This is a genomic window from Sphingomonas panacisoli, from assembly GCF_007859635.1.
Classification (GTDB): domain Bacteria; phylum Pseudomonadota; class Alphaproteobacteria; order Sphingomonadales; family Sphingomonadaceae; genus Sphingomonas; species Sphingomonas panacisoli.
This window is the reverse complement of sequence record NZ_CP042306.1, coordinates 2,415,748-2,439,458: the sequence shown is the minus strand read 5'-3', so window position 1 is coordinate 2,439,458 and position 23,711 is coordinate 2,415,748. Positions and strand designations below refer to the sequence as shown.

The window sequence follows — 23,711 nt, the reverse complement described above, 5'->3', positions numbered from 1 at the left end:
GGGGAGGATCTATGATTTATACAACGCGTCCAGCCGTTCGCCGTAGACTTCCTTCAGCACGTGGCGCCGGATCTTCAGGCTGGGCGTCATCTGCTGGTTCTCGATCGTGAACGGTCCGTCGGCCAGGATGAAGCGGCGGACGCGTTCGATCACCGACAGATCCTTGTTCACGCGCTCGACCGCGGCCATCAAAGCGGCGCGATAGTCGAGGTCGTCGATCAGCGCCTTCGGGTCGCACAGCGCGCCGGTGCGGGCACACCATTCCTGCGTCCACTCCTGATCGGGAACGATGCACGCGACCATGTAGGGCCGCCGGTCGCCAGTGATCATCGCCTGGCCGATTTCGGGCTGCAGCGTCAGCATACCCTCGATCTTCTGGGGCGACACATTGTCGCCTTTGTCGTTGATGATCAGGTCCTTCTTGCGGTCGGTGATCTTGATCCGCCCGCGCTCGTCGATCTCGCCGATATCGCCGGTATGCAGCCAGCCGTCCTTCAGGACACGCGCGGTTTCTTCCGGGTTGCGCCAATAGCCGTGCATGACGAGTTCGCCGCGGACCAGAATCTCTCCGTCCTCGGCGATTACCACCTCTGTATCGGGCAGCGGCGGGCCGACCGTGTCCATCTTGAGCCCCGCACTCGGGCGGTTGCACGAGATGACGGGTGCGGCCTCGGTCTGACCATAGCCCTGCAGGAAGGTCAGTCCGAGCGACTGGAAGAAAATGCCGATTTCCGGGTTGAGCGGAGCGCCGCCGGACACCATCGCCTTGATCCGCCCGCCGAACCGCTTCGAAATCTTGGGCATCAACAGCCGCTTCACGATCAGGTTCATCGGCTGGTCGTAGAACGGGACGCCGCCCGCCGCCTTCTTGCCGCCGATCGAGACCGCGCGGTCGAGCAGGTAGTTCGAGAGCTTGCCCTGCTTCTCGATCGCCTTGACGATCCGCGTGCGCAGGACCTCGAACAGGCGCGGCACGACGACCATGATCGTCGGACGAACCTCCTCGATATTACTCGCCAGCTTCTCCAGTCCTTCGGCGTAATAGATCTGCGCGCCGAGCCCGATCGGGAAATGCTGGCCGCCGGTATGTTCGTAGGCGTGGGAGAGGGGGAGGAACGAGAGGAACACCTCATCCTCCCAGCCGAAATCCTCCGAGATTACCGCGCAGCAGCCCGCGACATTGTGCAGGATCGCGCCGTGATGCTGCTGCACCCCGCGCGGCGCGCCGCCGGTGCCGCTGGTGTAGATGATGCACGCCAGGTCGTCGCGCTTGGCATCGGACACGATGGTGGCGGGGTCGGTCGGATGGTCGGCGATCAGCTTGGACCATTGATAGTGATCGAGCGTTCCCGTCTGCATCACCCGCAGATCGTCGATGCCGATCACGACCTTCGCCTCGCTCGCGCGGATCGCGGCCGGGAGGAGCGGGCGGGCGAGCTTGGCGGTCGAGACGATCACCGCGCGTGCGCCCGAATTCTCCAGGATGTGCGTGTGGTCGCGTTCGGTGTTGGTGATGTAGGTCGGCACCGTCACGCAGCCGGCGGCCATGATCGCGAGGTCGCTGATGCACCATTCGGGGCGGTTTTCGCTGACTAGCATCACGCGGTCGCCGGGCTGCAGCCCGATCGCCTTCAGGCCGGCGGCGAGGCTGGCGACCTGGCGCGCGGCGTCGGCCCAGCTCTGCGAAACCCAGGCGTCGCCTTCCTTATGCCACAGGAACGGCGCGTCGCCGCCCGCCGCCGCTCGCGCGAAGAACATCGCGACGAGGTTCGGGAAATGTTCAAGCTGCCGCATCGGGCTTTCTCTCCTGCGATGACGCGCCGTTTTCGGCTGCGTCCGATCCCCGTTTTCGGGGAGGTTATTCCGATGGCCGGTTCGCCGGCATCTTGGCGCGTTCGATCACCGTCACGCTGCCGTCCTGGCCCATCGCGACGCCTTCGCTGCGCGGATCGGCGGCGCCGACCCAGCGGCCACCGACGCGCTCGATCGCGTTGGCCTTGAGACCGAGCGGGCCGACCACGACCTTCTCGCCGAGCGCGCGCAATTGCGGCACCATCGCTTCGGCTTGCGTTCCCGACTCGGCCACCGCAGTGCCACCCGGCGAATAGATCAGCCCGAGCCCAATCGCGTCCTGCGCGCTCATCTTCCAGTCGACGACCGCGATGATCGCCTTCGCCACCTGCGCGATGATCGTCGAGCCGCCGGCCGCACCGATCGCGAGCCGGACCTTGCCGTCCGGGCCGTAGACGATCGTCGGCGCCATCGAACTGCGCGGGCGCTTGCCCCCGGCGACGCGGTTGGCGACGAGATAGCCGTCCTTCTCCGGCACGATGTCGAAATCGGTCAGCTCGTTGTTGAGCATGATGCCGTCGACCGACAGGCCCGATCCCCACGGGCCTTCGATGGTAGTGGTCACTTCGACCACGTTGCCCGTCTTGTCGGTGACGACGAGATCGGTGGTACCCGGAGTCTCGCTCGGTGCGACACGCTTGCGCGGCGGTGCGCCAGCCGGGGTGCCGGCCTTCACGTCCTGCATCGACTTGTCGGGCGAGATCAGCACCGAGCGCGACCAGATATATTTCGGGTCGAGCAGCCCGGTCAGCGGGACGGTGACGAAGTCGGGATCGCCGACATACATGTCGCGGTCGGCGTAGGCGAGGCGGCTGCTTTCGGCGAACAGGTGCCAGGCGACGGGCGAATCCCTGCCCAGCTTGGCCATGTCGAACCGCTCGAGCTGCTTCAGGATCATCATCACGGCGATGCCGCCCGATGACGGCGGACCCATGCCGCAGATGCGATAGCCGCGATACGTGCCGCACAGCGGCGGGCGAGCCTTGGCGCGATAGGTCGTGACGTCGCTCAGCACCATCTTCGACGGATTGCGTTCGGCGTTGTTGACCGTCGAGACGATGCGGCTCGCGGTGCCGCCGCTATAGAATGCATCCGGCCCCAGGCGCGCGACGCGATCGAACAGGTCCGCTTGCTTGGGGTTCTTGATGATCGTCCCGACGGGCCACGGCTTGCCGGTCGGATCCATGAAGATCGCCCGCGTGCCGGCATCGACGTGTCGCGAGTAGGAGACGAGGGCGTTGACCAGCCGCGGCGACGCGGCGAAGCCTTCGCGGGCCAGCCGGATCGCGGGCTGGAACAGCCGCGCCCAGGGCAGCTTGCCCGATTGCGCATGCGCCATCGCCATGACGCGGAGCTGGCCGGGCACCCCGACGCTGCGCCCGCCCGGGACCGCGGCGAAGTGGTTCAGGGGGTTGCCCTGCGCGTCGTAGAACCACTTCCCGTCCGCGGCGGCCGGTGCGGCTTCGCGACCATCGATCGTGTTGAGCTTGCCGGTCGTGCCGTCATGGCGGACGAAGAACGTGCCGCCGCCCATGCCCGAGCTTTGCGGCTCGACCACGTTGAGCGCGAGCATCGTCGCGATCGCGGCGTCGGTCGCGTTGCCGCCGGCGTTGAGGATCTCGACCCCAGCCGCAGCGGCGCGTGGGTCCGCCGCGCTGACCATGCCCGTTGCGGGCTTTGCGACGACCGGCCGGACGGGCTGGCGCGCCGGCGCGGGATCGGCGATCGAAAATACGAGCGGCAGGAGAAGGGCGGCTGCGGCGATCAGTCTCTTCATGCCACCGACCCTAGCGGGGTCAGCCGGGGTGGCAAGACGCTACGTCACCCAGCGCCGACCGCGTCCGCGACGCTCGTAAACCCATCGCGCTTGAGCAGAGCGTCGAGCTCCCGGAGGATACGGCGCGGCAGGCCGGGGCCTTCGTACACGAGCGCCGAGTAAAGCTGGACGAGGCTCGCGCCGGCGCGGAGGCGGGCATAGGCTTCGGCGCCGCTGTCGATCCCGCCCGCCGCGATGAGCATGAGCTCGCCGCCGGTGGCCTTGCGGAAATCTCCGAGGCGCTGCGCGGCGAGGCTGGCGAGCGGGGCGCCGGACAGCCCGCCTTGCTCGGTTGCGTTCGCCGACCGGAGCGCGGGGCGGCCGACCGTGGTATTGCCGACGATCAGCGCGTCCACACCGGCATCGATCGCGGCCTTGGCGATTTCGTCGATCTGCGCGGGCTCCTGATCGGGCGCGACCTTGAGGAACAGAGGCGTCGTGCCGCGTGCGGCTGCCGATCGCGCGAGCAGATCGGTCAGGGCAGGGCCGTGTTGCAAGTCGCGCAGGCCCGGCGTGTTGGGCGAACTGATGTTGATCGTGACGTAGTCGGCGGTGGGCGCCGCAGCGGCGACTCCGGTCTCGTAGTCGGCGATACGGTCGGCAGCGTCCTTGTTCGCGCCGACGTTGATACCCAAGACGCCTTTCCGTCGTGCCGCCTTGGCGCGGGGCAGAGCCGCGGCGAGACCACCATTGTTGAAGCCCATCCGGTTGATCACCGCCCGATCCTCGATCAACCGGAACAGCCGCGGCTTCGGATTGCCGGACTGAGGCAGGGGGGTCAGCGTCCCGATCTCGACCGCGCCGAACCCGAGCGCCAAAAAGCCGTCGATCGCGCGCCCGTCCTTGTCGGCGCCCGCCGCCAGCCCGAGCGGATTGGGGAAGGTCAGCCCCGCCACCGTCACCGGAAGCGATGGCGTGCTCGTGGCCATCGGCGTACCGGCTGTACCCCATGCCGCGAGCATGTCGATCGTCAGACCGTGCGCGCGCTCGGCATCGAACGCGAACAATAATGGGCGCAAAGCAAAGCTCATGTCCCGCCATGGCACTATGCGAGAAATTCGCAAAACGGCGAATCCATCCAATACGACTCGGCAAGTGCCTCGTAGACGAGAGCTGCGACCCGAAGGGCCCTGGGAGGGGTTCTTTCCCTCGACGGCCCGGTCTTCCCTGGAAGACCGGGCCGATTTTTTATGGTCTGCCCAAGAAAAATCGTATAAAAGCGACATCACGAAAGCATAGAGGGGCGCACCTTTTCGTGAGTGATATTGGGCTCGACTATCGGGTTCCCGGACCCGATGTTGCTGATTACGCTACGTTATTCTACTTCTTTAACACCGACTTGGCGGTGTTCGAGGATACGGAACGTGCGGATCACGCCCAGGTGCGATTCCGCCTCGATGACGGCGCCGCCGAATATCATTTTCCCGACGGTACGGTGCAGCAGGCGCCCCCCGTCCACGTGCTCGGCCCCACCAGTGCAGCGTTCAAGGTTCGCGCAGAAGGGCCGGTACGGCTGTTCGGCTGGGGCGTGACCGCCGGCGGTTGGGGCGCGATGATGGGCGGCGACGCGTCGAACGCGCTCAATCGGATGCTCGACGGCGTCGCCGTCCTCGGCCAACGGATAATGGCGGCACGCGCGCAGTTTCAGGCGGCGCGCGACATCGACGAAATGGCCGCGATCGCCACCTGTCTGATCCGCGATCTGGTCGGCGATGCGTGCGACGATGTGGTGCAGTTCGCGCGTCAGGTCGATTCGTGGCTGGAGGACAGCAACTCGCCCGAAATCGACGATCTGATCACCGCGACCGGGCTGTCGCGGCGGCAGGTCGAACGCAAGTGCAACGCAATCTATGGCGCGCCGCCCAAGCTGCTCGCGCGCAAATTCCGCGCGCTACGGGCGGCGGTGGCGATGCGCGGCCGTGATCTCAGCTTCGACGACGCGGTCGGCCACGGTTTCTACGATCAGTCGCACCTGATCCGCGAGGTCAAGCAATTCACCGGGCTGACCCCAAAGCAAATCCGCGACCAGCCGACCGCGCTGGCCGCGATCACCGTCGCCCAGCGCACCGCGCTGAACGGGCAAGTGAAGACGCTGATTTCGGAGACGTAATTCGTTCTGAATCGGGTTGACGGCGCGCAGGTCCGCGCCCACATGGCCAATCGGATCGAATTGATCCGATTTGAGAATCGTTCGCAGTAATGAAACTATCCAGTCTCGCCGACTATGCGGTCGTGATGATGTCCGCCGCCGCGCGGCATTGTGGGGGTATCGGTCGTCTCAACGCGACTAGCCTCGCCGACGAGACCGGCCTGCCGCTGCCGACGGTGCAGAAGCTGGTGAGCAAGCTCAGCGCCGCGGGCCTGATCGAAAGCCAGCGCGGTACCGGCGGGGGTTTCCGTCTCTCGCGCCCGCCTGCGACGATCAGTCTCGCCGATATCGTCGAGGCAATCGAGGGGCCGATCGCGATGACCGCCTGCGTCGATCACGGCGCGCACGATTGCTGCGTGGAACAAAGCTGCAAGGTGAAGCCGCACTGGAACGCGGTAAATGGTGCCGTGCGGGGGGCGCTGGCGGGGGTATCATTAGCCTCCCTTTCTTCCGTTCGCCCTGAGCTTGTCGAAGGGCGTGGGAGCCACGTGCTTCGACAAGCTCAGCACGAACGGTATTTGGGGTGAGCGCGTAACATGGCGACCAAGAACGCCGAGGCGCATGCCGCCGCGAACAAGCAGTATGAATGGGGCTTCTCCTCGGACATCGAACAGGAGTTCGCGCCCAAGGGCCTGTCCGAGGACACCGTTCGGTTCATTTCCGCCAAGAAGAACGAGCCCGAATGGATGCTCGACTGGCGGCTGAAGGCGTATCGGCTGTGGCTGACGATGGAGATGCCCGACTGGGCCAAGCTCAACGTCGATCCGATCGACTATCAGGACGCTTATTATTACGCCGAGCCCAAGGCGAAGCCGAAGCTGGGGTCGCTTGATGAGGTCGACCCCGAGATCCTGAAGGTCTACGAGAAGCTTGGCATCCCGATCGAGGAGCAGAAGGTGCTTGCGGGCGTCGAGGGCGCGCGCAAGGTCGCGGTCGATGCGGTGTTCGACTCGGTCAGCGTCGCAACGACGTTCCGCAAGGAGCTCGAGGCCGCTGGCGTCATCTTCCGCTCGATCAGCGAGGCGATCCGCGAATATCCCGACCTCGTCCGCAAATGGCTGGGCAAGGTCGTGCCGCAGCATGACAATTACTTCGCGGCGCTCAACTGCGCGGTCTTCAGCGACGGGACGTTCGTGTACGTGCCGGAGGGCGTGCGTTGCCCGATGGAGCTATCGACCTATTTCCGCATCAATGCCGAGAATACCGGCCAGTTCGAACGCACGTTGATCGTCGCCGACAAGGGCGCGTACGTCTCGTACCTCGAAGGCTGCACCGCGCCGATGCGCGATGAGAATCAGCTTCATGCCGCCGTGGTCGAACTGGTCGCGCTCGACGATGCCGAGATCAAATATTCGACCGTCCAGAACTGGTATCCCGGCGACGAGAACGGTAAGGGCGGCATCTACAATTTCGTCACCAAGCGCGCGCTGTGCCAGGGCAAGAACAGCAAGGTGTCGTGGACGCAGGTCGAGACCGGCAGCGCGATCACCTGGAAATATCCGAGCTGTATCCTGAACGGCGAGAACAGCGTCGGCGAATTCTATTCGGTCGCGGTGACCAACAATCGCCAGCAGGCCGATACCGGCACCAAGATGATCCACAACGGCAAGGGCTCACGATCGACGATCGTGTCGAAGGGGATTTCGGCGGGGCGGTCGGAGAACACCTATCGCGGGCTGGTGCGTGTGGCGCCGGGCGCGGAGGGCGTGCGCAACTTCACCCAGTGCGACAGCCTGTTGCTCGGGTCGGAATGCGGCGCACACACCGTGCCCTATATCGAGGTGCGTAACCCGTCGGCGCAGATCGAGCACGAGGCGACGACCAGCAAGATCAGCGAAGACCAGATGTTCTACGCGATGCAGCGCGGGCTGGATCAGGAGGCCGCGGTCGCGCTGATCGTCAACGGCTTCGCGCGGGAAGTGCTCCAGCAACTTCCGATGGAATTCGCGGTCGAGGCGCAGAAGCTGCTTGGGATCAGCCTTGAGGGGAGCGTGGGGTGATGGCGGCGGTCGAGCAGCTGTTAAAGCTAGCAGAGTCGTTGGGTGTGCGTCGTGAAACCGTGGTCTCCGACTGGGGCGACTTCAAGACAGTTTACTGGATGGCGGACCCTATGCCGCTGGAGGTTCGCGAGTTGGGGCGTGATTTGTCCGAACTTGAATATGCTTCGTATGAAGGTGATCCACACAATCGAGCTGACGAGAACTTTCTCGATCGTGATCGACGCGTCGCTATCTCGTTCCCAAGGGCCTGCTAGATGCTCCGGACGTATAGATTTTGCGTGGTTGCTAGCGAACAGCATTGCAAGGGCTTCGCATGATCGCCTTTGCCCTCTCCGCCGCGACCACGGCCGACCCGACCGATTTCGACGCGCTCAGCAAGGCGGTCGCGAAGTGCGATCGCGCGGTCGTGACCAAGACGGTCAACGACACGATCGCGCGGCACTCGACCTTCCTGATCGATGCCTATGCCGAACAGCGGGCGATCGCGCAGGCGCGCAGCGACCTCGCCGAACGCCGCCGCAAGCTGCATTCGGGCGAGAAGGTGTCGGGCGAGAAAACGACCGATACCGAGGCCGCGCTGACCCTCGTGCGCGAAGGGCTCGACGACCGCCAACGCGCGCTAGACGACCAGCGCACGCTCGACCGGCTCGAACAGGACATGATGTATTATTTTCGCCAGCAATATCTGACGCAATGCGCTGGCCGTGGGACCGAGAAATAAGATGCTGACGATCGATAACCTCCACGCCGACATCGACGGCAAGGAAATCCTCAAGGGCCTCAGCCTGACGGTGAACGCAGGCGAGGTGCATGCGATCATGGGGCCGAACGGCGCGGGCAAGTCGACGCTGGGCTACGTGCTCGGCGGGCGGCCGGGCTATGAGGTGACTGGGGGAAGCGTGCGATTCCTCGCCAATTCTGCGTGCTCCGGCGAAGGCCGGAGCGTTGGCGATGATGGCCAAGGCTCCGGCCTTCGCCGGAGCACAGAGGATGGGGAATGGCTTGACCTCCTTGACATGGAGCCGCACGAACGCGCGGCGGCGGGGCTGTTCCTGGGCTTTCAATATCCGGTCGAGATTCCGGGCGTGTCGAACGTCCAGTTCCTGCGCGAGGCGCTCAATTCGCAACGTCGCGCGCGGGGCGAAGCGGCGCTTTCGGGTGGCGATTTCCTGAAACTGGCGCGGGCGCAGGCGGGCGCGCTGTCGATGGACGCCGAGATGCTCAAGCGACCGGTCAATGTCGGTTTCTCCGGCGGCGAGAAGAAGCGCAACGAGATGGTGCAGATGGGGATCATCGACCCGAAACTCGCGATCCTCGACGAGACCGACAGCGGTCTCGACATCGACGCGCTGCGCGTGGTCGGCGACGGCATCAATCGCATCATGCGGCGGCCCGACAAGGCGGTGGTGCTGATCACGCATTACCAGCGGCTGCTCGATTATGTGCGGCCCGATTTCGTGCACGTGCTGGAGGCCGGGCGGATCACACGGTCGGGCGGGCCGGAACTGGCGGTGCAGCTCGAACGCGAAGGCTATGGAGCGGTCGCAGCGTGACGTTGCTGACGCTCCCGACCCGGCGCGACGAGGCGTGGCGGTATAGCGACCTCGATGCGCTCGCCGGCGTATGGCCGGTCGCCGGGCCGGAGGTGGTCCGCGTCGCGGCAGGTGACGAGATCGCGCGGCTGATCGTGCAGGACGCCGAGGCCGGTGCGGTGGCGGTGCAGGACTTTATCGTCATTCTCGAACGCGACGCGCGGGCGGCGTTCAACATCCTCAACATCGGCGGCAAGTTCGGTCGCGTGTCGATCGACGTGACGTGTCACGAAGGATCGCATTTCGAACTCGCGGGCGCGATCATTGGTGGCGGCGACCAGAATCTCGAGATCGTCACGACGCTCAATCACGTCCAGCCGAACGCGACCAGCAACCAAGTCGTCCGCACGGTGCTGGGCGGCAAGGCGACGGGGTCGTATCTCGGCAAGGTCGCGGTCGCGCGGGACGCGCAGAAGACCGACGCCAGCCAGTCGGTGAAGGCGATGCTGCTGACCCGCACCGCGACCGCCAACGCCAAGCCCGAGCTCGAAATATTCGCCGACGACGTGAAGTGCGCGCACGGCGCGACGGTCGGCGAATTGGACGCCAACGCCTTGTTCTATCTGCAGAGCCGCGGGATCGCGCCGGCCGACGCCAAGGCGATGCTGCTCCGTGCCTTTATCGGCAGCGTGTTCGACGGGATCGGCAACGCGGTGCAACGCGAGGGCGTCGAAGCAGTCGCGCAGGCGGCGCTGGAGCGGGTGTTGTGAGCGTCATCGCCGACGCGCGCCCGCTCGATGTACTCGCCGATTTCCCTGCGATTCCGGCGGGATGGGCGTATCTCGACACCGCCGCGACCTCGCAGAAGCCGCGACCGGTACTCGATGCGATCGCGCGGGCCTATGGCGAGACCTACGCGACGGTGCATCGCGGCGTGTATCAGCGGTCGGCCGATATGACGCTGGCCTATGAAGCGGCGCGGCGGCGGGTCGCTAAGTTTATCGGCGGCGACGAGCGCGAAGTGGTGTTCGTCCGCGGCGCGACCGAGGGGATAAACCTCGTCGCGCAATGCTGGGCGGGGGAGCAGCTCAAGGCGGGCGACCGCATCCTGCTGTCCGCGCTCGAGCATCATTCGAACATCGTCCCGTGGCAGATGGTCGCTGAGCGCGTCGGTGCCGCGATCGACGTCGTGCCGCTGACCGACGACGATCGGATCGACCTCGATGCGATGGCGGCGATGATCACGCCGCAGCACAAATTGGTCGCGCTGGCGCATGTGTCGAACGTGCTCGGCTCGGTGCTCGACGCCAAGCGCGCGACCGAGATCGCGCATTCCGTCGGCGCGAAGATCCTGCTCGACGGGTGTCAGGCGGTGCCGCGCATGACGGTCGATGTCGCCGCGATCGGTTGCGATTTCTACGTCTTCTCGGGCCACAAGCTCTACGGTCCGACCGGCATCGGCGTGCTGTGGGGCCGTTACGATCTGCTCGACGCGATGCCGCCGTATCAGGGCGGCGGGTCGATGATCGACCGCGTGACCTTCGCGAAAACGACTTACGCTCTGCCACCGGGCCGGTTCGAGGCGGGGACGCCGCATATCGTCGGTGTGGTCGGGCTGCACGCCGCGATCGATTATGTCGACAGCATCGGGCTCGACCGCATTCACGCGCACGAGACCGCGCTAGTCGCCGCGACGCGCGATCGGCTCGGCCAGATCAATTCGGTGCGACTGTTCGGCCCGGCCGACGCTGCCGGGATCGTCAGTTTCGCGGTCGAGGGGTGCATCCGCACGACGTCGCCACCATCTTGGACGAGAGCTCGGTGGCGATCCGCGCGGGGCATCATTGCGCGCAGCCGCTGATGGACATGCTCGGCGTGCCGGCGACCGCGCGGGCGAGTTTTGGGGTCTATAATTCGCTGGCCGATGTCGAGGCATTGGCGGCCGGCGTGGAACGGGTAACGAGGATCTTCGGATGAACGAAGAACGCAAGATTGCGGTAGAAGAAGTGGACGCTGTGGAGGCGCCGCCCAAGGCGCGCGTCGAGGGCGCGGGCGAGACGTTCGAACGCAAGCGCGACTATCTCGCCGGATTCCTGGCACAGAAGCCCGAACCGCTGGCCGGGGGCGAGCCGGGGGGCGAACTCTATGAAGCGATCATCGCGTCGCTTAAGGAAATCTACGACCCCGAAATCCCGGTGAACATCTACGACCTCGGGCTGATCTACGGCGTCGAGGTGACCGACGATGGCCATGCCGCGGTCACGATGACACTGACCACGCCGCATTGCCCGGTCGCGGAATCCATGCCCGCCGAGGTCGAACTGCGCGTCGCCAGCGTGCCGGGCGTCGCGTTCGCCGACGTCAATCTGGTGTGGGATCCGCCGTGGGACCCGCAGAAGATGTCCGACGAAGCCAAGCTCGAACTGGGGATGCTCTAATGGCTACCACGCTCCGCCAGCGTCCTGCGGCGCTCATCCTTACCCCCAATGCCGAGGCTCGCATCGCCGACCTGATGGCGAAGGCGCCCGAAGAGGCGATCGGCGTCAAGCTGTCGACCCCGCGGCGCGGCTGTTCCGGCCTCGCTTATTCGGTCGACTACGTCACCGAAGCCAAGCCGTTCGACGAGAAGATCGAGACGCCAGGCGGCACGCTCTATGTCGATGGCGGGTCGATTCTGTATCTGGTCGGATCGACGATGGACTGGGTCGAGGACGATTTCGCCGCGGGCTTCGTATTCCAGAACCCCAACGCCAAGGGCGAATGCGGGTGCGGGGAGTCGTTTACGGTCTAACTCGTCGCCCCGGCGGAGGCGGGGGCCGTTAGCAGTATCGCGCCATCGCCAGCGATCCCGGCCTTCGCCGGGATGACGTTATTTCGCTGTCCGCAGCAACAACGCCGTCCGCAAACATTCGCACACCACCTCGCCGCGCTGGTTGAGCATGCGGTGCTTCCACGTCACCAGCCCGGCGTTCGGCCGCGACTTGCTCTCGCGCAACTCGGTCACTTCGCTCGTCGCGTGGAGCGTGTCGCCGATGAACACCGGCTTGGGCATCACGAGCTTATCATAGCCCAGGTTCGCGACGAGCGTGCCCATCGTCGTCTCCGCGACGGTGATCCCGACCATCAGGCTGAACGTGAAGGTGCCGTTGACCAGGATGCGGCCGAACTCGCTGGCCTTCGCGGCCTCTGCGTCGAGGTGGAGCGGCTGCGGGTTGTGGGTCATCGTCGACCACAGCAGATTGTCGGTCTCGGTCACCGTGCGACGGAGCGGATGCTCGATCGTCTCGCCGACCGTCCATTCGTCGAAGAATTTGCCGGGCATCAATGGGCCTCCAGATACAGCTTGAACCCGGCATGGCTCTTTTGCCAGCCGAGCCGTTCGTAGAACCGATGCGCCGCGACACGATCGTTGTTCGACGTGAGTTGCGCCATGAAGCAGCCGCGCTCGCGGAAGCGTTCGAGCGCCCAGGCGATCAACTGTTCTCCCAGTCCCTGCGAGCGCCGGTCTGCGGCGATGCGGACCGCCTCGATCTGCCCGCGCCACGCGCCGCGGTTGAGCAGGCCGGGGAGGAAACTGAGCTGCATCGTGCCGATCACCGCACCGTCGATTTCGGCGACGATCAGCCGCTGATTGGGGTCCGCGTCGATCGCAGCAAATGCTGCAGCATAAACGGGGTCGAGCGGCGGTCCGGGATCGTCCTTGCGACCACCGATCTGATCCTCTGCGAGTAGGCGGATGATCACCGGCAGGTCGGCCGCGGTCGCCTCGCGATAGCTCACCACTCCAGCTCATCCAACCATGGCGAAAAGTGCGGTAAGTCGCTGGAAACCTTGTCGGGATAATCGGCCACGCGCTTCTCAAGGAACGACGCGACCCCCTCTTTCGCATCGGCGCTCGATCCGCGCGACCAGACTAGCCGGCTGTCCAGCCGGTGCGCGTCGATCGGCGATGCCGCGCCCATCATTCGCCACATCATCTGACGCGTCAGCGCGACCGAAACGGGCGCCGATTGCGCGGTCAATTGCTGCGCCAAATCGCGTGCAGCATTCAGCAGATCGCCGGGGGCGTGGACCGATCGCACCAGCCCCGCTTGCTGCGCTTCGACCGCCGACACCAGTCGCCCCGAATAGCACCAGTCGAGCGCGGTCGAGATGCCGACCAAGCGCGGCAGGAACCAGCTCGACGCGGCCTCCGGCACGATCCCGCGCCGCGCGAACACGAAGCCGAACCGCGCGCCGTCGGCGGCGAGGCGGAAGTCCATCGGTAGCGTCATCGTCGCACCGATCCCGACCGCGGCGCCATTTATCGCGCCGATCACCGGCTTCTTGGACTGGAAGATGCGCAGGGACAGCATCCCTCCGCCGTCGCGCACGCCGGGATGGTCGTAATCGACCGATCCATCCGGGCGGAGCGGGGAGCTGGCATGGCCGAAATCGTTGCCACGCTTGGCATAGTCGAACGTCGCCGAACCGCCCGACAGGTCGGCCCCGGCGCAGAAGGCACGATCGCCGCTGCCCGTGACGATCACCGCGCGGACCTCGTCATCCATATCTGCGCGGTCGAATGCGGCGACCATCTCCTGCATCATCTGCGCGGTGAAGGCGTTCATCGCCGCCGGGCGGTCGAGCGTGATGGTCAGGATGCGGTCGGTCAGATCGATGGCGATCTGCGCCGGCTCAGCCATCAATTTTCTCGATCCGCGCGAGCAGGGCATCGACCTGCACCTGCGCACCCGACGACGCGTTGAGTTCGGCGACGGTGCCGTCGAACGGCGCGGTCAGGCCGTGCTCCATCTTCATCGCTTCGAGGGTCAGCAGCTTCTGCCCCTTGGTCACCGTATCGCCCGCCGCGACATCGACCGAGATCACGCGGCCCGGCATCGGCGCCAGGATCGCGCCGTCGCCGGTCGCACCGCCAGCGCCGCCAGCCGCGCGCCAATGCGCGAGCTGCCAGGTCTGGCCGTCCTCGGCGATCAGCAGATTTTCCGTCGGCTGCGACCCGGCCTCGGGATCGGCCCGATCGATCGTCACCGGCGCACCATCGAGCAGGAACGTGCCGAGCGTGCGCGGGGCCGCGTTGAGCCGAAACCCGGCCATCGGCACGTCGCCGATCAAGGCCGCCGCCGCATCGGCCAGCGCTTCTTCGCTCGGCTTCGCATTCGGCATCAGCGCGTCGCCTTCGCGCGCGATCAGGCCGGTATCGACCTCACCCGACGCGAAGGCATGATGCTCCAGCGCTTCGACCAGGAACCCGGCGTTCGACCGCACCGGCCAGACGATCGCGTCGGACAGCGCATCGGCGAGGGTCTCACGCGCTTCCTCGCGATCCTCGCCCCACGCGATAACCTTGGCGATCATCGGGTCATAGAAGGGCGAGATGTCGGCGCCTTGCTCGACCCCGGTATCGATGCGGGCTTCGTCGCCCAGGTCGAACGCTTCGAGCCGCCCGATCGAGGGGAGGAAGCCCTTGGCCGGATCCTCGGCATAGAGCCGCGCTTCCATCGCCCAGCCGTTGATCTCGAGCTCGTCCTGCGCGCAGGGCAAGGGCTCGCCGCTCGCGACGCGCAACTGCCACTCGACCAGATCCTGCCCGGTGATCTCTTCGGTCACCGGGTGCTCGACCTGCAGCCGCGTGTTCATTTCCATGAACCAGATGCGATCGGCGCGCAGGCCTTCGCTCGCGTCGGCGATGAATTCGATCGTGCCCGCGCCGACATAATCGACCGCCTGGGCCGCGCGTACCGCAGCGGCGCAGATCGCTTCGCGCGTGTCGGCGTCCATGCCGGGGGCGGGGGCTTCCTCGATCACCTTCTGGTGGCGCCGTTGCAGCGAGCAATCGCGTTCGAAAAGGTGGACGACGTTGCCGTGGCTGTCACCGAACACCTGCACTTCGATGTGGCGCGGGCTCAGGATGTATTTTTCGATCAGCACGCGGTCATCGCCGAACGACGATGCAGCCTCGCGCTGGCATGACTGCAGCATGTCGGCGAAGTCCTCCGCGGCATCCACGCGCCGCATCCCCTTGCCGCCACCGCCCGCGACCGCCTTGATCAGTACGGGGTAGCCGATCTTGTCCGCTTCGGCCTTGAGGTGATCAGGCCGCTGATCCTCGCCGAGATAACCCGGCGTCACCGGCACACCGGCGGCGATCATCCGCTCCTTGGCGGCGTCCTTCAGGCCCATCGCGCGGATGCTGGCGGGGTTGGGGCCGACCCAGATCAGCCCGGCGTCCTTCACCGACTGCGCAAAATCGGCATTCTCCGAAAGAAAGCCATAGCCCGGATGAATCGCCTCCGCCCCGGTCTGCCTGGCCGCGGCAATGATCTTGTCGCCGACCAGATAGCTTTCGCGCACCGGCGACGGCCCGATATGCACCGCGTCGTCGGCTTGGCGGACGTGCAGCGCGTTGGCGTCGGCATCCGAATACACCGCGACCGTGCGAATACCCATCTCACGCGCGGTACGGATGATGCGGCAGGCGATCTCGCCGCGATTGGCGATGAGAAGCGATTTCAACATGTCGGCGATCCAGACTTCATCGCTGCGGCAGGCAGCCGGTGTTGCGGTGCGAGGAGGTGATGTTGAGCACCTTCCACGTGCCGTTCTCGCGCACCATGTCCATCAGGTCGATACCGCAATGGTCGGCTTTGCCGTTGCGATAATTGACGTACGGCGCCCACACCATCGCAACGTCGCCGTCGATTTCGATGGCGGGCGTGCCGAGGCGTTCCTCGTTCCTGTTCGGACCCGGCTTCAGCACCGATGCGAGCTTGGCCCAGCCCATGGTGAAGATCTTGCGCGAGCCGTCGGAAAGTTCGTTGACGACCAGCAGCACGCCCTCCGGCCGCGTCTGCGCGAGTACGCCAGCGCCGTCCTCGGCGTTGAACGCCGCGAACAGCGCATTGACTGGCGCCATGACCGCGGCCGCCTCGGGATCGTCGTAGGGCAGCGGGTTGGCGGGCGGGAGCTTGTCGGCGCTCTGGACCGAAGTCGCGAGGAGCAGGGGGAGGATCAACGATAGCATTGGCGACTCCATCACATCCGGAACACGCCGAAGCTCTGACGCTCCGGAATCGGGGCGTTGAGCGTGGCGGCGAAGGCGAGGCCGAGGACGTCGCGGGTTTGCGCCGGGTCGATGATGCCGTCGTCCCACAGGCGCGCGGTGGCGTGCCAGGGATTGCCCTGCGCCTCGTAATCGTCGCGGATCGGTTGCTTGAACGCTTCGGCCTGTTCGGGCGTCCAGTTCGCGGCGTCGCGATGAACCGTCGCGAGCACGCTCGCCGCCTGCTCGCCGCCCATCACGCTGATCCGGCTGTTGGGCCAGGTGAACAGGAAACGCGGCGAATACGCGCGGCCGGCCATGCCGTAATTGCCCGCGCCGAAGCTGCCGCCGATCAGCACGGTGATCTTGGGAACGGTGGCCGTCGCGACGGCGGTGACGAGCTTGGCGCCGTGCTTGGCGATCCCTTCCGCCTCGTATTTTCCGCCGACCATGAAGCCGGAGATGTTCTGCAGGAACAGCAACGGGATGCGGCGTTGTTGCGCGAGCTCGATGAAGTGCGCGCCCTTGACCGCGCTCTCGCTGAACAGCACGCCGTTGTTCGCCAGGATCGCGACCGGCATGCCCCAGATATGCGCGAAGCCGCAGACGAGCGAGCTGCCGTAAAGTGCCTTGAACTCCTGGAACTCGCTGCCGTCGACCAGCCGCGCGATGATCTCGTGCACGTCGTACGGCGCGCGGACGTCCTGCGGGATGATGCCATACAAGTCCTCGGCGGCGAACTTGGGCGCGCGGGGTTCGCGCAGGTTCACATCGGCACCGGCTTGCGGTTGCAGCGTCGAGACGATGTCACGGACGATCGTCAGCGCATGTTCGTCATTTTCGGCGAGGTGATCGACCACACCCGACTTGCGCGCGTGAAGGTCACCGCCGCCGAGATCCTCGGCGCTGATGACCTCACCCGTCGCGGCCTGGACGAGTGGCGGACCGGCGAGGAAGATCGTGCCCTGGTTGCGGACGATGACACTCTCGTCGCTCATCGCGGGGACGTATGCGCCGCCCGCGGTGCAGCTGCCCATCACGCAGGCGATCTGGGGGATGCCCTTGGCCGACAGATTAGCCTGGTTGAAGAAAATCCGCCCGAAATGTTCGCGGTCGGGAAACACCTCGGCCTGGTGCGGCAAGTTCGCGCCGCCCGAATCGACCAGATAGATGCATGGCAGGCGGTTCTGTTCGGCGATCTCCTGCGCGCGGAGATGCTTCTTGACCGTCATCGGATAATAGGTGCCGCCCTTCACCGTCGCGTCGTTGCAGACGATCATGACCTGGCGGCCCGACACGCGGCCGACGCCCGCGATCATACCGGCGCCGGGAACCTCGCCGTCGTAGAGATCGCAAGCGGCAAGCTGGCCGATTTCGAGAAACGGCGAGCCCGGATCAAGCAGTCGTTCGACGCGATCGCGCGGGAGCAATTTGCCGCGCGACGTATGCCGTTCGCGGCTCTTTTCGTTGCCACCTAAGGCGGTTTGCGCGACGTCGCCGTGCAGCTTTTCCGCGAGCGCGCGATTGTGCGCGGCATTGCTGCGAAACTGGTCGTTGTCGGGCGAAAGCTTGGTGTCGAGGACAGGAGCGCTCATGCCGTTCTGCCTAGCCTTGAGCGACCGCGTTGGGAAGCGCTGGAACCGCTCGGCATGTTAGTGTAGCGAATCGGTCATACACCAGTTCAGGAAGAGGGATCCCCGATGAAGCGCTCCATTCTCGCCGCCATGCTGCTCGCTACCACCGCCGGCGGCGTCGCCGTGTGGCAATCGCCCGCGATCGGCCAGGCCGTGGCGGGAACCAAGTCCGGCGTCGATCAGTCGTACATCGACAAGAGCGTCAAGCCCGGTGACGACTTCAACGCCTATGCCAACGGCGCCTGGGTCAAGACCGCCGAAATCCCCGCCGACCGTTCGCAGATCGGGACCGGCGTCGATGTGTCGAAGGTTGCGGAAGAGCGCAACGTCGGCATTATCCGGGACGCCGGCGCGGCGAAGGCCAAGGCGGGCACCGACCTGCAGCGCATCGCGGATTATTACGCTGCCTATAACAATACGGCCGGGATCGAAGCGCGTGGTTTCGCGCCGCTCCAGCCGACCTTGGCGAAGATCGCCGCGCTCAAGACCAAAGCGCAACTGTCGGCGATGCTCGGCGCGAACATGCGGGCCGACACCGATCCGTTCAACAACAACAACTACGCGTCGACCGACAATCTGTTCGGGCTGTTCGTCGGCGGCGACTTGAACCGCGGCACGGTCAACGCGCCGTATCTGATGCAGGGCGGGCTCGGCCTGCCCGACCGCGATTACTATCTGTCGTCGACCAAGGATATGGGCGAAGTCCGCGACGGCTACAAAGCCTATGTCGCCAAGCTGTTCTCGCTGGCCGGCATGAGCGATCCGCAGGCGCGTGCCGACCGGGTGTTCGCGCTCGAAATGAAGATCGCCGAGGCCCAGACCGACATCATCACCACGCAGGACGCGCACAAGGGCGACAATCCGTGGAAGCGCGCGGACTTCGCCGCCAAGGCGCCGGGGATCGACTGGAACGCGTTCTGGACCGCGGCCGGGCTGCCCAAGCAGCAGGATTTCATCAACTGGAATCCCGATACCACGACCAAGCTCGCCGCGCTCGTCGCCAGCGAGCCGATGGCGACGTGGCAGGATTGGTTGGCCTTCCACCAGATCAACCAGAACACCTCCGTGCTGCCCAAGGCGTTCGACGACGCGGCCTTCGATTTCTTCGGCAAGCAGTTGAGCGGTACGGCGGCGGCACGCCCGCGCGACAAGCGTTCGATCGCCGCGGTCAACGGCGCGCTCGGCTATGAAATCGGCAAGATCTACGCCGCGAAGTATTTCCCGGCATCGTCGAAGGCCGCGATCAACACGATGGTGAAGAATATCGTCGCCGCGTTCGATCGCCGCATCGTCGCGCTAGACTGGATGGCGCCGGCGACCAAAGCCGAAGCACGCAAGAAGCTGGAAGTCTTGAAGGTCGGGGTCGGATATCCAGACGTGTGGCCGATCCGCCCGTACTACGCGGTCAGCGCGACCGACCCGCTCGGCAACCTCCAGCGCGCGAGATTGTCCAACTATCGCTACCAGATCGGCAAGATCGGCAAGACGCCCGATCGCGGCGAATGGTGGATGACACCGCAGACCGTCAACGCGGTGAACCTGCCGCTGCAGAACGCGCTCAATTTCCCCGCGGCGATCCTGTATACCCCGTATTTCGACGCGGGTTTCGAGGATGCCGCCAATTACGGCGCGATCGGTGCGACGATCGGGCATGAAATCAGCCACAGCTTCGACAATCTCGGCGCAGACTTCGATTCGACGGGTCGCCTGCGCAACTGGTGGACGCCGACCGACCTCGCGCGGTTCGAGGCGTCGGGCAAGGCGCTGGCCGATCAATACGACAAGTACGAGGTATTGCCGGGCCTGTTCGCCAAGGGTCAGCAGGAACTAGGCGAGAATATCGCCGATACGGCCGGCCTGACTGCGGCGTACGAAGCCTATCACACCTCGCTTGGCGGCAAGCCGTCGCCGGTGATCGACGGGCTGACCGGCGATCAGCGCTTCTTCCTGGCCTTTGCGCAGAGCTGGCGGACGAAGATGCGCGATCGGGCGATCCGCGCGCGGATCGCGACCGACGTGCATGCGCTGGCGATGCTGCGCATCGAAACCGTTCGCAATCTCGACGCGTGGTACGATGCGTTCGGCATCAAGCCGGGCGACAAGCGGTACCTCGAGCCGAAGGACCGCGTCCACGTCTGGTAAGGCAGGACCGGCGCGGGTTCTTCAGCCCGCGCCGATCAGCTCGCGGCCGATCAGCATACGGCGGATTTCGTTCGTCCCCGCGCCGATGTCGAGCAGCTTGGCATCGCGCCAGTAACGTTCGACCGGCCAGTCCTTGGTATAGCCCGCGCCGCCCAGCGCCTGGATCGCTTCGCCCGCGACCTTCACCGCGCTCTCGCTCGCCAGCAGGATCGCGCCCGCCGCGTCGAACCGCGTCGTCAGCCCAGCGTCGCAATTCTTGGCAACCGCGTAGACGTAGGCACGCGCCGAATTCAGCGCGACGTACATGTCGGCGACCTTGGCCTGCATCAGCTGGAACTGGCCGATCGCCTTGCCGAATTGCTTGCGTTCGCGGACGTAGGGTATGACCACGTCGAGGCAGGCCTGCATGATCCCGAGCTGGATACCGGCGAGCACGGTGCGCTCGTAGTCGAGCCCCGACATCAATACGCCGACTCCGCCGTTGAGCGGACCCATGACGTTCTCCTCGGGGACCTCGCAATCGTCGAACACCAGCTCCGCGGTCGGCGATCCGCGCATCCCGACCTTGTCGATCTTCTGGCCGATGGAGAAGCCCGGCATGTCCTTTTCGATCAGGAACGTCGTGATACCGCGCGATCCCTCGCCGGTCTTGGCGTAGACCACCAGCGTGTCGGCATAGGAGGCGTTGGTGATCCAGAACTTGGTACCGTTGAGGACGTAGCCGCCCTGGACCGGCTCGGCCTTGAGCTTCATCGACACGACGTCCGACCCCGCGCCGGCTTCCGACATCGCGAGGCTGCCGACATGTTCGCCGGAGATCAGTTTCGGTAGGTACTTCGCCTTCTGTTCGGGCGACGCCCAGCGGCGGATCTGATTGATGCACAGGTTCGAATGCGCGCCGTAGCTGAGCCCGATCGATGCCGAGGCGCGGCTGACTTCCTCGCACGCGATGACATGCTCGAGATAGCCGAGCCCGAGCCCGCCATCTTCTTCGCCGACGGTGATGCCATGCAGTCCGAGTTCACCCATCGCCGGCCACAGGTCGCGCGGGAACCAGTCGTCATGATCGATCTTCGCAGCAAGCGGCGCAATCTGGTCCGCCGCAAACCGCCGCGTCGTGTCACGGATCATGTCGGCATTTTCGCCGAGGCCGAAGTCGAGGGTGGCGTCCATAAGATCTCCGTTCGCGTCATCGTCACCCCGGCCTTGTGCCGGGGTCTGCCGCGCCTTACGCTTTGAATCCAATGGGGCACGGCGGATGCCGGGACAAGCCCGGCATGACGGGGAGAGCCGGATGGCAAACAGTTTATTCCGCCGCAAGACCATCACGGAGCAGCCGCCCGAACACCAACTAGCGCGCACTTTAAGCTGGCCGCACCTCGTCGCGCTGGGCGTCGGTGCGATCGTCGGCACCGGCATCCTGACGCTGATCGGCGTCGGCGCCGATCGCGCGGGGCCGGCGGTATTGCTCAGCTTCGTCGTGGCTGGGGCGATCTGTGCGTGCGCGGCGCTCTGCTACGCCGAAATGGCGACGATGATCCCCGCGTCGGGGAGCGCCTACACCTATAGCTACGCGACGCTCGGCGAAGTGATCGCCTGGGTCGTCGGCTGGTCGCTGATCCTCGAATATTCGCTGGTCGTCGCGACCGTCGCAGTCGGTTGGGCTGGCTATGCCAACGGGTTCCTAGCGGCGCGAGGAGCGGCGTTGCCCGACGTTCTCACGCACGGGCCGACCCTGGCGGGGAGTGTAGCGAATGGCACGCTTCACTTGGCGACCCCGGGGATCAACGTGCTCGCGATCGTCATCATCGGGGTCGTCGCCGGGTTGCTGATGCTCGGCACGCGTGAGAGTGCGCGGATCAATACGGCGCTGGTCGTGCTCAAGATCGTCACGCTGACCTTGTTCGTCGCATTTTCGCTGCCCTATTTCGACGCCGCCAATCTGCATCCGTTCGCGCCGCTCGGCTATGGCAGCACCCCAGGGGCGGGGGGCGTGAAGTACGGGATGATGGGCGCGGCGGCGATCATCTTCTTCGCGTTTTACGGGTTCGATGCGATCTCGACCGCGGCGGAGGAGGCGAAGAACCCCGAACGCGATCTCGCGATCGGAATCGTCGGGTCGATGGTCGCCTGCACCATCATCTACTTGATCGTCGCGGCGGCGGCGGTGGGTGCGCTGCACTACACCAAGTTCGCCGACAGCCCCGAACCGCTCGCGCTGATCCTGCGCGGCATCGGCCAGGACACGGTCGCGGCGGTCGTCGCGGCGGCGGCGGTGATCGCGTTGCCGACGGTGATCCTTGGGTTTCTCTATGGGCAGAGCCGCATCTTCCTGGTGATGGCGCGCGACGGCTTCCTGCCGACGAGCCTGGCCAAGGTTTCCGCGCGCGGCACGCCCGCGCGGATCACCGCAGTGACGGCCGTGCTGGTGTCGATCCTCGCCGCGCTGACGCCGCTCGACGTCATCGCCAGCCTGGCCAATGCCGGAACGCTCTGTGCTTTCATCGCGGTGGCGGTGTGCGTGCTCGTCCTGCGCCAGCGCGAGCCCAATGGCCGGCGCCCGTTCAGGACGCCGCTCGCCTGGCTGGTCGCGCCGGGGGCGATCCTGGGCTGCCTCTACCTGTTCACCAGCCTGCAGAGCATTACGCAGATTTCGTTCTTCGTGTGGAACGCGATCGGGCTGCTGATCTACTTCCTCTACGCGCGGCGGCGGTCTCTAGTCGCGTAGCGCCCAGCGCACCGTCTCGGCGATCCCGCGCGTACCGAGACGGATGGCGGGCTTGGTCAGCGTCGGCGTGCCGAGCCCGTGCATGTGCCGCGCCCAATCGGGCAGCAATTCGATCGCGGCGTTCATCGTCAGCGTCTGGAACGGCAGGAGCATCAGGCTCGGCGGCGGTTGGTGGAGGAGCAGGTGGAGCACCTCCCGGCTGCGCTCGTCGGCCTTTAGTTCGGGCAGGAAGGCGGCGATGATCGCTTCCGCCTCGGCCCGGCTGCGCGGGACGGGGTCGGCCCCCAGCATCTCCGCCATCACCGCCATTTCCGCGAAGTAGCGATCCTGATCGGCGATGCTCATCCCCGGCTCGCCATAGCGTATCCAGCCGTCGAGAAAGCTCGTCGCCTCCGCGACATGCACCCAGGCGAGCAGATGCGGATCGTTCGCCGAATAGGGCGTGCCGTCGGGCAGGGTCCCCGCCACCTTGTCGTGGATATGCCGCACCCGCGCGATCTGCGCCGCCGCCGACGCGCGCGTTTCGAACGTCGTCTGCGCAATGAACCGCGCCGTCCCGCGCAGTCGCGCGTTCATGTCGTCGCGAAACCCCGAATGGTCCCACACCCCGGCCAGCACCTTGGGATGGAGCATCTGCAGCATCAGCGCGGCGATCCCGCCGACCATCATGCCGGTCACATCGATATGAACGCGCCACGCCACCGAATCCGGAGAGAACAGCCCGCTGCCGTCATGCGCCATCTCGATCCGTGGGTTGGTTGGATCGGACAGCAACCCGCGAATCTGGCGGGCGATGGCTGAGCGGATGCCGAGCATC

Annotated in this window: 21 protein-coding genes and 2 pseudogenes; 12 read left to right on the top strand and 11 right to left on the bottom strand. The window is 65.6% G+C overall.

What is annotated here, in order from left to right; genetic code table 11:
• Positions 1 to 9 precede the first annotated feature (9 nt).
• The 3 genes from FPZ24_RS12260 to FPZ24_RS12250 all read right to left on the bottom strand — a co-directional run bounded on the left by FPZ24_RS12260 (position 10) and on the right by FPZ24_RS12250 (position 4,698).
• Complete coding sequence (locus tag FPZ24_RS12260; protein WP_146572390.1) at positions 10 to 1,794, bottom strand: AMP-dependent synthetase/ligase; 1,785 nt, start codon at positions 1,792 to 1,794, stop codon at positions 10 to 12.
• A gap of 64 nt (positions 1,795 to 1,858) precedes the next feature.
• Positions 1,859 to 3,628, bottom strand: coding sequence for a gamma-glutamyltransferase (gene ggt, locus FPZ24_RS12255; RefSeq protein WP_186728817.1), 1,770 nt, complete (start codon positions 3,626 to 3,628; stop codon positions 1,859 to 1,861).
• 44 nt (positions 3,629 to 3,672) lie between these two features.
• Entirely contained in the window at positions 3,673 to 4,698 is a 1,026-nt protein-coding gene (locus FPZ24_RS12250) for a quinone-dependent dihydroorotate dehydrogenase (RefSeq protein WP_146572387.1), read from the bottom strand.
• Positions 4,699 to 4,922: 224 nt separating this feature from the next.
• Here FPZ24_RS12250 and FPZ24_RS12245 point away from each other — a divergent pair, with 224 nt between their 5' ends.
• From FPZ24_RS12245 to FPZ24_RS12200, 10 genes and pseudogenes are all read left to right on the top strand, one after another.
• Positions 4,923 to 5,777, top strand: coding sequence for a helix-turn-helix domain-containing protein (locus tag FPZ24_RS12245; protein ID WP_146572385.1), 855 nt, complete (start codon positions 4,923 to 4,925; stop codon positions 5,775 to 5,777).
• An 89-nt stretch (positions 5,778 to 5,866) separates the two neighbouring features.
• Positions 5,867 to 6,343, top strand: coding sequence for an SUF system Fe-S cluster assembly regulator (locus FPZ24_RS12240; RefSeq protein ID WP_146572382.1), 477 nt, complete (start codon positions 5,867 to 5,869; stop codon positions 6,341 to 6,343).
• Positions 6,344 to 6,352: 9 nt separating this feature from the next.
• Entirely contained in the window at positions 6,353 to 7,816 is a 1,464-nt protein-coding gene (gene sufB / locus FPZ24_RS12235) for a Fe-S cluster assembly protein SufB (protein ID WP_146572380.1), read from the top strand.
• Entirely contained in the window at positions 7,816 to 8,070 is a 255-nt protein-coding gene (locus tag FPZ24_RS12230; protein WP_186728815.1) for a hypothetical protein, read from the top strand. Before sufB ends, FPZ24_RS12230 begins: the two co-directional genes overlap by 1 nt.
• Before the next feature lie 59 nt (positions 8,071 to 8,129).
• Entirely contained in the window at positions 8,130 to 8,537 is a 408-nt protein-coding gene (locus tag FPZ24_RS12225) for a hypothetical protein (protein ID WP_146572377.1), read from the top strand.
• Between the two features lie 61 nt (positions 8,538 to 8,598).
• Positions 8,599 to 9,369 (top strand): annotated as a pseudogene (gene sufC, locus FPZ24_RS12220) (Fe-S cluster assembly ATPase SufC); the annotation flags it as partial.
• Positions 9,366 to 10,118 (top strand): SufD family Fe-S cluster assembly protein, encoded by a 753-nt coding sequence (locus FPZ24_RS12215; RefSeq protein WP_146572373.1) that lies wholly within the window; start codon positions 9,366 to 9,368, stop codon positions 10,116 to 10,118. The pseudogene sufC and the gene FPZ24_RS12215, both read left to right, overlap by 4 nt.
• Positions 10,115 to 11,325, top strand: a pseudogene (locus FPZ24_RS12210) (cysteine desulfurase). Before FPZ24_RS12215 ends, FPZ24_RS12210 begins: the two are co-directional and overlap by 4 nt.
• On the top strand, positions 11,322 to 11,786 hold the full coding sequence (locus FPZ24_RS12205; RefSeq protein WP_146572371.1) for an SUF system Fe-S cluster assembly protein: 465 nt from the start codon (positions 11,322 to 11,324) through the stop codon (positions 11,784 to 11,786). Before FPZ24_RS12210 ends, FPZ24_RS12205 begins: the two are co-directional and overlap by 4 nt.
• The gene (locus tag FPZ24_RS12200) at positions 11,786 to 12,139 is read left to right on the top strand and encodes a HesB/IscA family protein (protein ID WP_146572369.1); all 354 of its coding nucleotides are present in this window, start codon (positions 11,786 to 11,788) and stop codon (positions 12,137 to 12,139) included. The genes FPZ24_RS12205 and FPZ24_RS12200 overlap by 1 nt, the downstream gene beginning before the upstream one ends.
• 78 nt (positions 12,140 to 12,217) lie before the next feature.
• Here FPZ24_RS12200 and FPZ24_RS12195 read toward each other — a convergent pair whose 3' ends face one another.
• The 6 genes from FPZ24_RS12195 to FPZ24_RS12170 are packed head-to-tail and all read right to left on the bottom strand — an operon-like array spanning position 12,218 to position 17,985.
• Entirely contained in the window at positions 12,218 to 12,670 is a 453-nt protein-coding gene (locus tag FPZ24_RS12195) for a MaoC family dehydratase (protein WP_146572367.1), read from the bottom strand.
• On the bottom strand, positions 12,670 to 13,128 hold the full coding sequence (locus tag FPZ24_RS12190; protein ID WP_146572365.1) for a GNAT family N-acetyltransferase: 459 nt from the start codon (positions 13,126 to 13,128) through the stop codon (positions 12,670 to 12,672). Before FPZ24_RS12190 ends, FPZ24_RS12195 begins: the two co-directional genes overlap by 1 nt.
• Positions 13,125 to 14,033, bottom strand: a complete 909-nt coding sequence (locus FPZ24_RS12185; RefSeq protein ID WP_146572363.1) for a crotonase/enoyl-CoA hydratase family protein — start codon at positions 14,031 to 14,033, stop codon at positions 13,125 to 13,127. The genes FPZ24_RS12190 and FPZ24_RS12185 overlap by 4 nt, the downstream gene beginning before the upstream one ends.
• Positions 14,026 to 15,867, bottom strand: a complete 1,842-nt coding sequence (locus FPZ24_RS12180; RefSeq protein ID WP_146572361.1) for an acetyl/propionyl/methylcrotonyl-CoA carboxylase subunit alpha — start codon at positions 15,865 to 15,867, stop codon at positions 14,026 to 14,028. Before FPZ24_RS12180 ends, FPZ24_RS12185 begins: the two co-directional genes overlap by 8 nt.
• Before the next feature lie 16 nt (positions 15,868 to 15,883).
• Positions 15,884 to 16,372 carry a hypothetical protein gene (locus FPZ24_RS12175; protein WP_146572359.1) on the bottom strand — a complete coding sequence of 163 codons (489 nt, stop codon included), beginning with the start codon at positions 16,370 to 16,372 and terminating at the stop codon, positions 15,884 to 15,886.
• A gap of 11 nt (positions 16,373 to 16,383) precedes the next feature.
• Entirely contained in the window at positions 16,384 to 17,985 is a 1,602-nt protein-coding gene (locus tag FPZ24_RS12170) for a carboxyl transferase domain-containing protein (RefSeq protein WP_146572357.1), read from the bottom strand.
• Positions 17,986 to 18,090: 105 nt separating this feature from the next.
• Between FPZ24_RS12170 and FPZ24_RS12165 the strand changes: the two genes are divergently transcribed.
• A complete protein-coding gene (locus FPZ24_RS12165; RefSeq protein WP_146572355.1) occupies positions 18,091 to 20,166 on the top strand; it encodes a M13 family metallopeptidase in 2,076 nt (691 codons plus the stop codon).
• Positions 20,167 to 20,187: 21 nt separating this feature from the next.
• Here FPZ24_RS12165 and FPZ24_RS12160 read toward each other — a convergent pair whose 3' ends face one another.
• Positions 20,188 to 21,339, bottom strand: a complete 1,152-nt coding sequence (locus tag FPZ24_RS12160; RefSeq protein ID WP_146572353.1) for an isovaleryl-CoA dehydrogenase — start codon at positions 21,337 to 21,339, stop codon at positions 20,188 to 20,190.
• A 121-nt stretch (positions 21,340 to 21,460) separates the two neighbouring features.
• On the opposite strand from FPZ24_RS12160, the gene FPZ24_RS12155 reads away from it, so the two are divergent.
• Complete coding sequence (locus tag FPZ24_RS12155; RefSeq protein ID WP_146572351.1) at positions 21,461 to 22,894, top strand: amino acid permease; 1,434 nt, start codon at positions 21,461 to 21,463, stop codon at positions 22,892 to 22,894.
• Here the strand turns inward: FPZ24_RS12155 and FPZ24_RS12150 are convergent.
• Entirely contained in the window at positions 22,883 to 23,710 is an 828-nt protein-coding gene (locus FPZ24_RS12150) for an oxygenase MpaB family protein (RefSeq protein WP_146572349.1), read from the bottom strand. The two genes, FPZ24_RS12155 and FPZ24_RS12150, sit on opposite strands and share 12 nt — an antisense overlap.
• Position 23,711: the final 1 nt, after the last annotated feature.

Excerpts from the sequence above, each read along its gene's own strand:
- FPZ24_RS12260 (WP_146572390.1), bottom strand. The coding sequence starts at position 1,794 with ATGCGGCAGCTTGAACATTTCCCGAACCTCGTCGCGATGTTCTTCGCG.
- ggt (WP_186728817.1), bottom strand. The coding sequence starts at position 3,628 with ATGAAGAGACTGATCGCCGCAGCCGCCCTTCTCCTGCCGCTCGTATTT.
- FPZ24_RS12250 (WP_146572387.1), bottom strand. The coding sequence starts at position 4,698 with ATGAGCTTTGCTTTGCGCCCATTATTGTTCGCGTTCGATGCCGAGCGC.
- FPZ24_RS12240 (WP_146572382.1), top strand. The coding sequence starts at position 5,867 with ATGAAACTATCCAGTCTCGCCGACTATGCGGTCGTGATGATGTCCGCC.
- sufB (WP_146572380.1), top strand. The coding sequence starts at position 6,353 with ATGGCGACCAAGAACGCCGAGGCGCATGCCGCCGCGAACAAGCAGTAT.
- FPZ24_RS12230 (WP_186728815.1), top strand. The coding sequence starts at position 7,816 with ATGGCGGCGGTCGAGCAGCTGTTAAAGCTAGCAGAGTCGTTGGGTGTG.
- FPZ24_RS12225 (WP_146572377.1), top strand. The coding sequence starts at position 8,130 with ATGATCGCCTTTGCCCTCTCCGCCGCGACCACGGCCGACCCGACCGAT.
- FPZ24_RS12205 (WP_146572371.1), top strand. The coding sequence starts at position 11,322 with ATGAACGAAGAACGCAAGATTGCGGTAGAAGAAGTGGACGCTGTGGAG.
- FPZ24_RS12200 (WP_146572369.1), top strand. The coding sequence starts at position 11,786 with ATGGCTACCACGCTCCGCCAGCGTCCTGCGGCGCTCATCCTTACCCCC.
- FPZ24_RS12195 (WP_146572367.1), bottom strand. The coding sequence starts at position 12,670 with ATGCCCGGCAAATTCTTCGACGAATGGACGGTCGGCGAGACGATCGAG.
- FPZ24_RS12185 (WP_146572363.1), bottom strand. The coding sequence starts at position 14,033 with ATGGCTGAGCCGGCGCAGATCGCCATCGATCTGACCGACCGCATCCTG.
- FPZ24_RS12180 (WP_146572361.1), bottom strand. The coding sequence starts at position 15,867 with ATGTTGAAATCGCTTCTCATCGCCAATCGCGGCGAGATCGCCTGCCGC.
- FPZ24_RS12175 (WP_146572359.1), bottom strand. The coding sequence starts at position 16,372 with ATGCTATCGTTGATCCTCCCCCTGCTCCTCGCGACTTCGGTCCAGAGC.
- FPZ24_RS12170 (WP_146572357.1), bottom strand. The coding sequence starts at position 17,985 with ATGAGCGCTCCTGTCCTCGACACCAAGCTTTCGCCCGACAACGACCAG.
- FPZ24_RS12165 (WP_146572355.1), top strand. The coding sequence starts at position 18,091 with ATGAAGCGCTCCATTCTCGCCGCCATGCTGCTCGCTACCACCGCCGGC.
- FPZ24_RS12160 (WP_146572353.1), bottom strand. The coding sequence starts at position 21,339 with ATGGACGCCACCCTCGACTTCGGCCTCGGCGAAAATGCCGACATGATC.
- FPZ24_RS12155 (WP_146572351.1), top strand. The coding sequence starts at position 21,461 with ATGGCAAACAGTTTATTCCGCCGCAAGACCATCACGGAGCAGCCGCCC.
- FPZ24_RS12150 (WP_146572349.1), bottom strand. The coding sequence starts at position 23,710 with ATGCTCGGCATCCGCTCAGCCATCGCCCGCCAGATTCGCGGGTTGCTG.